The organism is Neolewinella antarctica (assembly GCF_011927835.1).
In the GTDB taxonomy this organism is placed as follows: Bacteria; Bacteroidota; Bacteroidia; order Chitinophagales; family Saprospiraceae; genus Neolewinella; species Neolewinella antarctica.
In genome coordinates, this window is sequence record NZ_JAATJH010000004.1 from 257,631 (window position 1) to 271,020 (window position 13,390).

11 protein-coding genes are annotated in these 13,390 nt (G+C 56.8%); 2 read left to right on the forward strand and 9 right to left on the reverse strand.

The annotated features are described in order from the left end of the window. Window positions 1-100: 100 nt before the first annotated feature. Both GGR27_RS13285 and GGR27_RS13290 read left to right on the forward strand, forming a co-directional pair. Window positions 101-730: a LysE family translocator gene (locus GGR27_RS13285; RefSeq protein ID WP_168038083.1), complete on the forward strand. Its 630-nt coding sequence runs from the start codon at window positions 101-103 to the stop codon at window positions 728-730. A 272-nt stretch (window positions 731-1,002) separates the two neighbouring features. Next, on the forward strand, window positions 1,003-2,037 hold the full coding sequence (locus GGR27_RS13290) for a DUF3500 domain-containing protein (RefSeq protein WP_168038084.1): 1,035 nt from the start codon (window positions 1,003-1,005) through the stop codon (window positions 2,035-2,037). A 393-nt stretch (window positions 2,038-2,430) separates the two neighbouring features. Here the strand turns inward: GGR27_RS13290 and GGR27_RS13295 are convergent, their stop codons facing one another. The 9 genes from GGR27_RS13295 to GGR27_RS13320 all read right to left on the reverse strand — a co-directional run bounded on the left by GGR27_RS13295 (window position 2,431) and on the right by GGR27_RS13320 (window position 13,390). After that, a complete protein-coding gene (locus GGR27_RS13295) occupies window positions 2,431-4,221 on the reverse strand; it encodes a BamA/TamA family outer membrane protein (RefSeq protein ID WP_168038085.1) in 1,791 nt (596 codons plus the stop codon). Beyond that, window positions 4,218-6,044, reverse strand: a complete 1,827-nt coding sequence (lnt, locus tag GGR27_RS13300; RefSeq protein ID WP_168038086.1) for an apolipoprotein N-acyltransferase — start codon at window positions 6,042-6,044, stop codon at window positions 4,218-4,220. The genes GGR27_RS13295 and lnt overlap by 4 nt, the downstream gene beginning before the upstream one ends. A 193-nt stretch (window positions 6,045-6,237) precedes the next feature. Further along, window positions 6,238-6,963 carry a DNA repair protein RecO gene (gene recO / locus GGR27_RS13305; protein WP_168038087.1) on the reverse strand — a complete coding sequence of 242 codons (726 nt, stop codon included), beginning with the start codon at window positions 6,961-6,963 and terminating at the stop codon, window positions 6,238-6,240. A 489-nt stretch (window positions 6,964-7,452) separates the two neighbouring features. Further along, complete coding sequence (locus GGR27_RS20300) at window positions 7,453-7,788, reverse strand: TonB-dependent receptor (protein WP_209037942.1); 336 nt, start codon at window positions 7,786-7,788, stop codon at window positions 7,453-7,455. Further along, a complete protein-coding gene (locus GGR27_RS19850; protein ID WP_209037943.1) occupies window positions 7,764-9,338 on the reverse strand; it encodes a TonB-dependent receptor plug domain-containing protein in 1,575 nt (524 codons plus the stop codon). Before GGR27_RS19850 ends, GGR27_RS20300 begins: the two co-directional genes overlap by 25 nt. Then, complete coding sequence (locus GGR27_RS19855) at window positions 9,335-9,859, reverse strand: TonB-dependent receptor plug domain-containing protein (protein WP_209037944.1); 525 nt, start codon at window positions 9,857-9,859, stop codon at window positions 9,335-9,337. Before GGR27_RS19855 ends, GGR27_RS19850 begins: the two co-directional genes overlap by 4 nt. 29 nt (window positions 9,860-9,888) lie before the next feature. Next, a complete protein-coding gene (locus tag GGR27_RS19860) occupies window positions 9,889-10,200 on the reverse strand; it encodes a carboxypeptidase-like regulatory domain-containing protein (RefSeq protein ID WP_209037945.1) in 312 nt (103 codons plus the stop codon). Between the two features lie 363 nt (window positions 10,201-10,563). Next, the gene (locus GGR27_RS13315; protein ID WP_168038088.1) at window positions 10,564-11,391 is read right to left on the reverse strand and encodes a carboxypeptidase-like regulatory domain-containing protein; all 828 of its coding nucleotides are present in this window, start codon (window positions 11,389-11,391) and stop codon (window positions 10,564-10,566) included. Between the two features lie 190 nt (window positions 11,392-11,581). Next, a complete protein-coding gene (locus GGR27_RS13320; protein ID WP_168038089.1) occupies window positions 11,582-13,390 on the reverse strand; it encodes an acetate/propionate family kinase in 1,809 nt (602 codons plus the stop codon).

Here is a 13,390-nt window from a genome sequence, read left to right on the forward strand (position 1 = left end):
GTTGGACACCACTTTAGGCCATTTCCCGTATTCCGCTTCTTCCACTTTTGTGCGAAGAGCGATGCTGCGTCGGTTTCTACCTCAACAATTTCAATACTACATGCTCAACTACCTGCTGGAAGGAATCCGCGCCGGATTGGTACTGAGTGTGCTGGTGGGCCCCATTTTGGTGCTACTGCTACAGCTAAGTTTGCGCCGGGGGACGTACCTGGCCTTCGTCGGTGCCACCGGGATCTGGGCCGCGGACCTGACGTACATCCTGCTTTCTCACTACGGGATGGCCTACCTGACTCCGTACCTAGAGCACGTTTATTTTGCGGAAGTAGTCGGTACGGTGGGGATGTTCATCCTCATCGGTATCGCCGCCATCATGTGGTACCGCAAGCCGATCATCATCGACGATGAGGAGCGGCCGCTGCGTACGCGGCGGAGCGTGCTGGGCGCTTTTTTGCAGGGCTTTGCCGTCAATGCGTTTAATCCATTTACCATTGGCTTCTGGTCCTTCCTGTCGATCACTCAGGTCCACGATCGCGGTCTGGATAGTTCCGCCGCCTGGGCCATTTACGCGGGTATCCTCGGCACGGTTATTCTGACGGATTCGCTAAAAGTAGTCAGCGCGAAGAAGCTGCGCGATTTGTTGCGGCCGGAGATCGTGTTGAAAATTCAACGGGTCGGGGCGCTCGCGCTCGGGGTGTTTGGCTTGGTGCTCGGCATTCGGGTTTGGTGGTGAGGTGGGGCGAGATAATTTGATGGGTAGGTAGGTAGTTGGTTCTTGTAGCTGTTGTCCCGTTGGCCGCGCTACACGCCCGTGGCCAGAATTAAATTTGATAACTGGCCTCAAGCAATTAGATTTTCCCAGTCAATTACAGCAGCACAAAATGCGTGGGCGAGAGGTGTTATGCCGTGGCCGGGGAATGCCTTCCGGTGCTTATGTGGTAAGAAAATCTGCGTACCGTCCGTTAGTAAAGCGTCAGTGAGCTACCGTACCAAGAAATTTACACCATGATTCGATTAGTTAAAATGATTTTTCTGGTCACTTTATACCTTGCCGGTACTGGTACCGTACGGGCGGAATGTTCAGAGGCATTTACCGACACTGGTTTTGTCGCGTCGGATTCTGTCGTGCTGGCTAAGTTTATCGACCTCCACGCAAACGTGATGGCGGCGGGTGGTCCTTCGTTTGAGTACGATGACCCGGAGCGATTGAACTTCAAAAGATGGCCGGAAACCAGGAAGGGAACCCGGATTACAGAATTAACCACGGAGGGCCGGATCAAACTTCACGACGTAATGAATGACCTACTGAGTAGTAGTGGGTACTTAAAGTTGCTGGGCATCACGTCGAACGAAGACGGACCGGGGAGAACGGATGATCTGCTGGGTCGTGAAGCTTACTGGATAACTTTTTTTGGCCAACCAACCGAAAATGCACCCTGGGGCATGAGGTTCGAGGGGCACCACGTGTCGCTAAATTTCACCTTCCGGGGGAAGTATTTACTGTCAAACAGCCCACAGATGTTCGGCGCGTATCCAGCCATCATGCAGCACGGTAAATTCTCTCCTTACGACAGCAGTGACGTGTACCGGGAAGGCTACCAGGTCCTGTACGAAGAAGACGAACTGTTTCGGGAATTTTTACGGAACGCCGGCCCCGCGGTGCTGGAGAAAAGCAGGCTACGGGATGAGTCCAGGTTAGTGGCTGAAGATAATTCTATAGTTGAAATGGATTCGATTTTGGCTGAATTGAATCGCGAAAATTTCATTACGGTAGCTGATTTTGACGAAAAGTTATCGGAGCAAGTTAACTCGTTGATCAAGGTGTACTTCGCCAATTTCAAATTCAATCAAGTAAGGCCGGAGGAACTCGATTTACCTAAAATAAGATTTGCCCATAATGCATCGGCCGAGCTGAAGAAGATCTATTACAGAATATTCAGCGAGGAATTTATTATTGAATTTGAAAACAGAAACAATCATATTCATTACATCTTTAGGGACTTACGAAATGACTTTGGAAACCAAGTAGACGGAGATTAACGTCAGCGGGAGAGTTAAGTCCGTCCAGCATAAATGCTGCGGTTCGTCACCTTGTCTAAAGAGAAGTCACTAGCGACCGACTGGTCAAATCCGTCAACCCAAGTGGTCTGGTGCAGTAGAGAACAGTAGTACGTATCGTCGGACCGATTCGGTAGCTGACTAACCACTACCGGTGCCTGAGAAAGGAGAAAAGTCAGTATCTAAAACACCACACTACTGGACATTTTCAAATTGGACGCTTGGAGGACTCGAAACCCTTCGCTACGCTTTAGTTTCGAGACGCTCCAAGGTTCTAAAATTCTACTTGAGGACCTTGGAGCGTCCTCTGCCGTGAAGCCGAAGGCGAAATTGTTGAGATCCTCCAAGCGTCCGGGGACAATGTCCAGTAGTATGCTAAAACACACTCAAATACCCCAAATGCACCTTGGGGTTACCCACGTCCAGCGGAATTCCGTTACTGCGCCCCAGCGCCAGGCTCAGCCCAAAAATTCCTGCGCGCGTCTCGAAATTTACGCCCGCCCCCAGGCCCAGTGGGTAATCGATCTTAAGTTCCGGCTGTGCTTTGTTTCGTCCGTTCACTCTTGCGGCGTCCGCAAAAGCGTACAGGTAGGCATTGCCACCGAGTAGCAAGCGAAGTTCCACAGTAGCCACGAGGTAGTCCCGCGCAAAGACGGACTGCTCGTCAAAACCCCGGAGCAGATTAGCCCCACCGATCCGGTACTGCTCGTTCGGTAGCACGACGCCGTCACCAAACAACGCTGCACCGCGCAGGCCGCCGTAGAGAACCGTCCCCGCAAAAATTGGCACGTAGTAATCCGCCTCGCCTTCGATCTTTAACTGGGCCCGGCTACTTTGGGTGGAATCTACGCTCGGTACGTCGAGCAAAGTGCGGAAGCCGGCCGCCACGCTCAGTTGTGCGGCATAACCCCGGCGGGGGCTGAACCGTCGGTCCGTTCGCGTCCGGCTGGCGCTGATGCCGAAAAAGGAGCGGCTAATACCGAGCGTATCCGGGAGTTGCCCCGCTTGCTCGATTGCCTGCACGGTCTGGCCCGGCACGATCGTGCGGCGGTTTTCCCAGAAGAAACTCAGGCGGTCGTTGCCCTCGCGGAGGTAGGTCGCGGCGACGCGCCAGTTCAGGTTGAGGAAGCTGGAATCGCGCCGGTAAAGATCCAGCTCGCCCTCCACGCCGAAGGGGAGGCCGAGGACGTAAGGGTAGTCGACGAGGAGCGCTAATTCCTGCGTCTGGGGGCGGAGTTGCTCAAAGCGAGCCACGATGCGCTCGCCCTGGCCGAAGCCGTTGTAGAGTTCGCCGTTCAGGTCTCCGGTAAAGAGGATGCCGCCGTCCGGGCCGCTGCCGGGGAGGACGCCGATCACGAAGTCAAAACGGCTGGCGGAGCGCTTCTGCAGGGGGAGATCGAAGAAAGCCAGGCTATCCTGAAAGCTGATCCGGGGCGGGCCGTTGTTGCTCAGGTAGGGGAGTTGCTCGAGGCGGGCGGCCATGCGGCGGACGCGCTTCTGGCGGTAGGGCTCTCCCGGAATGAGGCCGAGGTAGCGCCGCAGAAATACATCGCGGACGCGGACGGATTCGGAGTAGCGGACCTCCCCGATCCGAATGAGGGGCCCGGGTTGTACGTCGATCTTGGCGGTCAGTTCTCCGGGGCCGGACCAGGCGATGCTGTCCAAACCGACGGCGGCGAAGGGATAGCCGTCGTTCGCGGCGCGGCTGACGATGCTGTCGCGCAGGGCGTTCCAGGCATTTGGGTCGAGGGCGCGGTCGCGGGTGAATTGTTTGGGCGTAAAGCCGGCTTTTTTTGCCCACCGGGCGGTGACGGGGTTCCTGGGGGAGCGAAGTTCCCGCCAGACGTACCGGGGCCCAAGGTGAGTACGGGCACGGTAATTGTTGGGGGTTTCTTGGTAGAAAGTATCCACGGCGGCTTCCCAGTAGGCGTCGGCGTGTTGGCGGTCGCGCCATTCGGTGAGCTCCTGCCGGACGGCGATGCTATCCGGTAGTTCTCCGTCGAAGTTTTCCCACCCAGCGCCGTCCAGGGAAGTCTGGAGGGTGGCCTGTGCTTGCACTTCCCCCCAACCCGGCACCTGCGACAGCGCCCAGAGGAATAAAAGTATGCGAAAAACGAAGGGTTTGCCCGGCATCCCTGAGGTAACTATGCGGCGCGGCGTTTTCATGCCTTGTCCTTCGAAAAAGCTTCGGGGCGAATGGTGCGCGCGACGTTGGCCAGCAGGATCATGAGGAACACGAGGACGGCCACGCGGGCGGTGAAATCGCCGGTCCGAACGTACAAAGTGACCTTATCGTTAAGCTTCAACTCACCGCGTAGGAAACCGGCTTGGTCATATTTAGTCCGCGAAATGATCTTTCCGCGCTGGTCGATGAAGGCGCAGGCACCGACGTTGGCCGACCGCACGACCGCCCGCCGCGTCTCCACCGCCCGGAGGCTGCTGAGCCAGAGGTGCTGGCGAAAACCGGCCGTGTTGTCCCACCAACCGTCGTTGGTAATGACGAATACGGCCTGCGCGCCCCGCTTGACGTAGCCCGTGAAGTATTCCCCAAAAACGGATTCGTAGCAGATGACCGGCGCAACGCTAGCCACCGGGGAAGTGAAAGGATCGCGCGTCGCCTGCGTCCCCCGCCCGGCGACGGTGCCGCCGAGGGAGTTGACGAAGGGTTCCGCAAAAAACAGGACCTTTTTGAAGGGAAAACTTTCCGCGCCGGGGACGAAAACGCCCTTGCGGTAGGTCTGGAAATCTCCCGGTGGGTCCTCGAAATCCAGCTGTACCGCGCCGTTGAGCGCCTCGAAAGCGAAGGTGCCCCGACTGCCCTGGTTGGAAAAGCGGACCGCCCCGGAATGGGGCTCCCCGGCGGTAAAAATGTGGTAGGCATCGATGCCGGTTACGAGGTGGCCGACGCCCTTGCCGCTGAGTTCCTCGCGCAAAAGCCGGAGCGCGGGACTGTCGGCGGCCAGGTCTTCGTCGACGTTACCAAAGCTCGTCTCGGGGTAAACCAGGTAGTCCACCGGCCCTTCCTCCAGCGCTGATTTACTGAGCCGCAGGAACGTATCGAGTTGCGCGGTTGCGTTGCCGGAAAATTTTTCGAAGTGCGGTTCGAAATTGGGTTGGATGGCGGCCACCGTGATCGTGCGGCCTTCTGGTGCTACGTACGTAAAATAACGGACGAGCGAGTAAGTCATTGGCAGCATCACCACGGCCAGAAAGGCCAAGGGGTAAGTCGTCCGCTGGGCTTTCGTGCCACTGTAAATCATGCCACCCCAGCCGATGCCGCCGATCCACAGGTCCGTCATGCCAGCGAGATAGTTCGCGCCCAGGATCCACGCGGAGCCACCCAAAACACCAGTCCACTCGTACCATTGCACTAACTCAGGGAACTGCATGAAGCCGTTACCGAGCGTTAACCACGGCCAGTTCAGCGACCAGTTGTGGTGCAGGAACTCAAATGACAACCAGGCGGCGGCAAAGGCTAAATACCCAATGCTGGGTGAGCGCCGGGCCGTCCAGTAATAGAACATCCAGGGGATGCACATCAGCAGCGTGTTGGCGACGATGGCGAAAAGCCCGGCGAAAAAGCCGGTGTTCGTCACCCAGTAAGTCGCCAGTAAGTTGTACAGCACGAAGGCGCTGAAGCCGTGGCGAAAAACCACCCAGGCACTCGCTTTGATCTTTTGCAATCGTCGCTGTAAAAGAATTAGCGGTACGAAGGCGACCAAGAGTAGAAAGGGTAGGGGAGCCAAGCCGGGAAAGCCGAGACCAAGCAGCAAACCCGTTGCCGAACTCGCTACGTTGCGTTGATTGACCCGCCCTTTTTTATCGTAGAGCGTTAGCCGGAAAACGCCAAAATAGAGACTCGCGTAGAGCAACAGCGGCGCGTACCCCCAGAGCTCTTCCCCCTCCACCCGGAAGTACATCCAGACGGCCACGGCTAACGCAATGGCGAGGGAAGCGAGACCCATTAATCTATTGGTGGTACGACTCATCGTAGGCAAAGGTAGGCGAGCACGACTTCTTTCATAATGGTTAGCTGTGGATTCTAACCTACTACTGATCTACCGTCAATAATTCTGATAAGCGTAGCTAGTTATTTAGCCTCCCGTGCGGTAGCCAACCGCCGCAGGCAGCAGCGCAGCTAATCGCATATCGAGATTCGCATATCGCATATCGCATATCCTCTCAACTCATAACCTGCCGCAAAACCGTCAAACTGTTAATCTCCCGCATCCCTTCAATATGGTGGCGGTAATACCGAACCACATCCGTCAAAAGACTTTGTCGGTCGTCCCGCGTAGATTTGACGTGCTCCAAATCATTAGGCAGCACGTGCAGCAACTCGTACATCAGTTTAGCTTTTGACTCCTCCAAATATTCCGTGTGCCCGGGGAAGCCGGCGATGAACTCACCCGCTTTGAGATCGAACAGCGGCGTCTCGGCAGAGTATTCCCCGGAAGGGATGAAGCCGAGGTACTCGGTGAGGCCGAGCAGGTAGTGAATGTGCAGGTTACCGATTGGTCCGGTCGTCTCGTCGAGGAAGACGAAGGCGTTGTGGAGATATTCGAACAGCGTGGGGTTCTCCTCCGCCTCCCGGATCGAGTTGCGCGTCATCTCCAGCATGAACAGGCCGATGGTGCCGCGAAAAACGTCGAAGGGTACTTTGGTGTAGATGTGGCTCGGGCGGACTTCCTTAATTCGCTGCAAATCTTTCCCCGGCCGTTCGTAGGCCACTAAATCCACCAGGCACATCGGCTGTACTAAACTCGCCGGAGTGCTGCTCCGCGCCTTCCGGACGCCACTGACAATGTACTTCCGAATGCCGTACTGCTCGGTGTAGACTTCCAGGATGAGGCTGGAGTCGCCGTACTTAGTGGAGCGGAAGATTAGGCCGCGGGTTTTGATTAGCATGGGGTTGGGCGTGTAGTAAGTAGAACACCAATTCACCCGCCCTTAGTTGTACAAAAAAGGTTGAGGGCTTCTAGCCCGAATGCACGTGCGGTAGCTACCGCACGTGCATTCGGTGGCTATCGGGGTCGGGCTAGCAGCCCTCAACCTAAAACCGCGCGATACTTAGAATATAAACTACGCCCAATTAAATAAATACTGGCCTTGAGCGCCGAACGACAGCTATAAAACAAATAGGTCGAGGGCCTCTGGCCCGAACGCACGTGTGGCAGCAACCACTGCACGTTCGGGCCAGAGGGCCTCGACCTATAATCACGTAATGTTTACGGCGTAAACTGCACCCGACCGAACAAGTACCGCCCATTAGACCCGAACTGCTGCGAACGACAGCTATAAAACAAAGAGGTTGAGGGCTTGTAGCCCGAACGCACGTGCGGTAGCTGCCGCCGTCACGTTCGGGCTACAAGCCCTCAACCTTAAATCAAACAATACTTACAACGTAAACTGCACCCGGCCAAACATGTACCGCCCGTTAGACCCGAACTGCTGCGACCGGCGACTGTAGATGAAGCGCCCGGAAGACCGGTTCGCCTCAATGTTCTTATCGGGGTAAACGTCCAGCAAGTTGTTAGCGCCGAGCGTAAACTTCAGCCGCTCACTAATTGCGTAACCGAGACTGAGGTCGGTGACGACCTTACCAGCGAATTCCTGGTTGTTGAGCTCTTCGTTCGTAGCCTCGTCGACGGAACCGAAGTAGACGTTACGGAAAAAGACATCGAACTTGTTGAGCTTGTAGTTCAACGTTAGGTTGACCTTGGTCTGGGGCACGGCACTTTCCAAAAGATCTGGCTCGTCCGGTCAAAAAAGGTCGACTCCTGACCTTCCAGAATGCCGTCGGCGTTGATCTGCTGTAGGCTGGTCTGCGCGAACGTGGCGGCGAGGCTGGCCCGGAGGCTACTTTCGGAGTTGAAACGATTGTCGTAAGTCACGACCACGTCGATACCTGAAGTCCGCGTGTCGATCGCGTTGGCAAAAAACGTCGCTTTACTGGCGTTGGCCTGGCGGAGTAGTTCCGCGATCTCAGGGCTGAGATCACTAGAGAACTCTCCGGTCAGCACGACCCGGTCTTTAATGTCGATCAGGTAACCGTCAATCGTGATGCTCAGGTTGGCGCTCGGAATACGACCCGTAAAGCCACCGCTCAAGTTGGTGCTTTCCTCCTGCTTGAGTTGGGGAATGCCGAGTAGCTGCGCCGGCCGGCTGTCGTTGCTGAAAACACCGACTTCGGATGGGACACCGTCCACGAAGATGGTCGACGTAGCGTTGTAATTCAGCTGGTGCAGCGAAGGTGCCCGGAAGCCCGTGCTCGCTCCGGCCCGTGCCGTCCAGTTATCCGAGATTTTGTAGCGACCGGTCAGTTTGGCGTTTACCGTGGAACCGAAGTCGCTGTAGTTCTCAAAGCGAGCGGCCAAACCAAGTAGCAATCTGGTGCTTACGTCGGCTTCTACGTCCGCGTAAACACCGACACTATTGCGGTAAGCGTCCACCTCGTTCTCGGGGCGGAAACCCGGAAAGACCTGCGCGCCACCGGGGCGGGAGCGACCGAGGGGGTCGAATACCGTGTTGAGCGGGCCGGTGCCGTCGGGAATCACGATTTCGTCGCCACCTGCGGTCGTAAAGGCCGTAGCCGCACCGTAATTTCGATAGCTACCTACTTCCCCGGCCGTGATGCCGTAGTTTTCTAAGCGGTACTCCGCTCCGAAGGCGATGTTCAGGCCTTCTAGTGCATCGTCGAAGAAGCGACGGATGTCTACGTTGGCCGTGTTCTGGGAGAAGTTGAACCCGCCGGAATTAAAGGAAGTCGGGCTGGCACCTTCCAGGCTGGCGTTCAGGGTATTCGTGATCAGGTAGTTGAAACTGTTCTGTCCATAAACATTACTAAAATCAACTTCCCACTTGTTGTACATGCCCCGGATGCCCGCGCCCAGCGAAGCATCGTTGATGTTGGAATTGATTTCGGGGAGGAAACCGTTGGGGTAGATGTCCGTCACCGTCCGGCTCTGGTTCGGTAAACGATAGAAACCGGCGGCGTTGCCCCGGCGGTAGTTGATGCCACCGAAGGCGTAGATCTCGGAAGCATCCGCCAAAGGCAATTCCAGGTTAGCCATCAAGCCACCGTTGCGGATGGCCGACTGGCCGACGCGCATGTTGAAATCACTGCGCTCTAAGCCCCGGCGGGCTAATTCCTGCTCGGTGATGTCGTCACCCGCCTCGCCAGTGTAGTTGGGGTCGTTGTAACCGCTAAAGATGCTGCCTTCCCACTGCTGCATCCGGTTGGTGAAGTCGCGGTTGTCGAAGGTGCCAGTCAGATTGATCACGCCACCTTCCGTACCGATCGGTAAGCCGTAGTTGGCGCTGAGCTGGGTGAATTCACCGTCCGTGGAGCCGTCCTGGTCGGGATTTCGGAACTGAAGTAAGCACCGGTCTCGGCGTTCAGCGTCAGGCCCGTGTCGTCCTTAAGGATGATGTTGATCACGCCGGCAATGGCATCGGAGCCGTACTGAGCCGAGGCGCCGTCGCGCAGAATCTCGATGCGCTCGATGGCGGCAACGGGGATGGCGTTGAGGTCCGTACCGACGCTACCCCGGCCAAAAGTACCGTTGACGTTGACAAGTGCGGTGTTGTGGCGCCGCTTGCCGTTGATGAGCACGAGCACTTGGTCCGGGCCGAGGCCACGCAGGGAAGCCGGGTCGATGTGGTCCGTTCCGTCGGAGATCGACTGGGTATTGGAGCTAAAACTCGGGGCCACGTAGTTCAGCAACTGGTTCACGTTCGTTTGCGCGCTGGCCGAAGCTACTTCGGAGACGTTTACGATGTCGACCGGTACGGGCGTCGTCAATTTGGTCCGGCCGGCGGCGCGGGAGCCAATCAGGACGACCTCGTCGAGGAGCGTGCCGGTGGGGAGAATAACGTCGATCCGGTCGCTTCGCCAATGGGCATTTCGATGGTGCCGAAGCCGGTAAAGCTGTAGACGAGCGTCCGCGCGCTTTCGGGCACGGATAGGTTGTAGTTGCCGTCCACGTCGGTCACCGTGCCGAGGGACGTGCCCTTGATCTGGATGGAGGCTCCGGGCAGGGGGATGGCGGTGTCGTCAATGACGGTGCCGGTGATGGTTCGCTGGGCGTGGAGGCCGGTGAGGCCCGCGACGCAGATGGCGAGGAGGAGTAGAAGTCGTTTCATAATAGTGAGTTTAAATACGCTGGCAATGTAGCTAAAGCTAGCCAGAAAATTTTACGGGGGGCTTACCGTCGGATATTTTTGGAGTTCGAACGGGTAAATAGCCGCACTTAGCCAGTCTTTAGCTTTGCTGCTGCCTCTGGCGGTGGGCGCGGTCGCGGGTGCGAGGCGGGGTGGGATGAAGCAGGGGAATGGGGTACGCGCGTCGATGTTGCTTGGTGGTCGCTGCCTTAAGTTCTCGCTCAAATTATTAGCAAGGGATGCCGTACTTGACGCTAATATTTGGTTGCGGTGGTCTTCCAGATATGGGTCGTCACCGGGCCAACTGCCGGTGAAAAAATGCGAACACAGCAAGCCGCGATGTGTCTATTTCGGATAGCTCACCAGTGCCGAAATACAGGGCGCATCCGAAGCGATCACCCACCTTCCGTCCATCCTGTGTTCAAATCCCTCATGTTTCTTTTTAACAACGGATTCTAACATGGCCACGCCTCCGTCCAGCACGTTTAGCATCGTTACCGAGACTAAAAATGAGCCCGTAACGTACAGATTAAGGTCTTTCACCAAGATCTCGTAGGCTTCGTTATTGTCGCTTTCTGCAATTGTTACGAATATTCTTTCCTTTTGTAATTTTCCGCCCGCTACGCCATCCTTAAAGTCATAAATATTGACCTCTACGTTAAAAGAGTCTACGGTTACGTTGCTAACGAATACGCTAATTCTATCGAGGCGGCCTTTCTTTTTATTTTCGATCAATACCGCACGTTCACTCCCGGAGCCGCCAAGATTATAACCTCTTCTACTGTAGAACCGCGGGGCCGGCACCCCCAACCATTTGCTGGAATACTCGGGCGTGGATGCCGTGACCTCAATCGCTGCCAACTCGTAGTTTTCTTGCTCCAGGGCGAAACTACAACTGGTAGCACTCGACTTTCCCGCAGCGACTGTAGTCGTCAGCACCTTAAAGTTCAGGCAGGAGAAGACTACTTCCGTTGCGTCGCTAAGACCTCCGTCCGGGAACGTAAAGTGACCGTTTTCGTCACTAAGGACGCCGCTGCTTTCGCTCGGCAGGTACACGTTTACGTAAGGAATTCCCCGTCCGTCCTCATCAATTATTTGGCAATTATTTTGACCAAGTAGGCTGATGGGTGCAATTAAGAAAAATAGGAGAATCTTTATCGAGGTGTTAATCATGATGGAAGTTATCACGGTCTATTTATGGGTTTCCTACATAATGTGTTAAACTTTCTTACGCCAGACCGGGAACCCGCTACTACCGTGCAAATACTAGATAACTTTTATCCTCGCTTTGATACGATTTAACCACCCCGGCACCCGCGACCGCGCAGCTAGTCTCATACTTAGTCGGGGCAAGCGCGCGCGCCTACCCAACCCGCCGCTTCACTAACACCCCCAACCCAGACGTCTCCGACAGCACGCCCTCGTCCCCAGAATTAATCTCCGCCGCATTCCCCTCGTCCGTATCGATGTGCATTTCCAACTTATACTTCGGGCTAACCCGAATTAAAACATTACCAAATGTCAGCGCCCGCTCGCCCGAGCCGACCGTCACCTCCACCACGTCCCGGTCCTGCACCGCAAAGACCTCCGCGTCCTGCGGCGTCATGTGGATGTGGCGCCAGGCGCAGATCACGCCGTCTTCGAGGTCGTAGCTGCCCGCCGTGCCGATGATCCTGCACCCCGGCGTATTGTCCACCTTGCCGGATTCGCGCACCGGCGCGTCGATGCCGAGAAAAAACTCATCCGTCCGCGAAATTTCTAGTTGGTCGACCGTCCGGACCGGTCCGAGCACCCGCACCCGCTCGATCTGGTTGCGCGGCCCAACGACCGTCACCGTTTCCTCCGCCGCAAACTGACCGGGCTGCGATAGCCACTTCTTGACCCGTAACTCGTGGCCCTTCCCGAATAGCGCGTCCACCGTCTCCTGCCGCAGGTGAATGTGGCGCGCGGAAATGGCGACCGGAATCGTCGGCAGCGTATTGACGGAATCCTCTTTCTGGATCAATCGCGCGCACTCCCGCGCCATGGCCAGTTGCTCGTTCGTCCGCACCGCCAGTAGCTTCACCCGACTGTGGCGCATGTTGAATTCGGCGACGGGGTGGGTGTCCGACAGCTCCACCGAGTTATTGAAATCTTCGTAGATCACCGCGCCGAGGTAGTCTAATCGCTGGGCCACACGGTGACGGATGATCGGGCTATTTTCGCCGATGCCGCCGGTGAAAACGATCGCGTCCACGCCACCCATGATCGCGGCGTAAGCACCGATGTACTTGCGCAAGCGGTGGGTAAATACCTGCACGGCCAACTGCGCGTCGGCGTTGCCCTGCGTGGAGGCGTCGAGGATCGCCCGCATGTCGTTGCTGATGCCGGACATGCCGAGTAGGCCGGATTTCTTATTCAAAATATCGTCAATCTCCTGCGGATTCAGGCCAGCTTCCCGGTTGAGGTAAGCGATAATGCTCGGGTCGATGTCGCCGGAGCGGGTACCCATTGCGAGACCTTCGAGCGGCGTCATACCCATGCTCGTCTCGATGGAGCGGCCGTACTCGATGGCGGTCACCGAACAGCCGTTACCGAGGTGGCAGGAGATGATCCGTAAGTCGGAAGGCTCCGCGCCGAGGAAGGCCGCGGCGGTGGCGGCAACGTATTTGTGGCTTGTGCCGTGGAAGCCGTAGCGCCGGATGCCGTACTTTTTGGCGAGGGCTTTGGGTAGCGCATAAGTTTTAGCGCGGGTGGGCAGCGACTGGTGGAAAGCGGTGTCGAAAACGGCGAAATGATCGACGTCCGGAAACACGTCCTTCGCCACCCGGATGCCCTTCAAATTCACCGGATTGTGGAGCGGCGCAAGCGGAATCAGGCTTTCGATGGTCGCTTCCACCTCCTCGGTAATGCGCACTGCCCGGTCGAACGCCTCCCCGCCGTGGACGACGCGGTGGGCGACGCCGTCGACTTGGTGGTCCTTCAGCTTGTCCGCCAGCGCTTCGAGGCAGACGGCGATGGCGCGTTCCGGCCCCTTGCTTTCGAGCTCGATAGTGGTGCCGTCGGAGAATTGGAGCACGGGCGCGTCGAGCAGTCGCTCAGCGGTCATGTCGAAAAGCGTGCGGCCGGTGGCGGCGTCGAGCAGGGCGGCTTTCAGGGAGGAGGAGCCGGCGTTCAGGGTCAGGATGTTCAT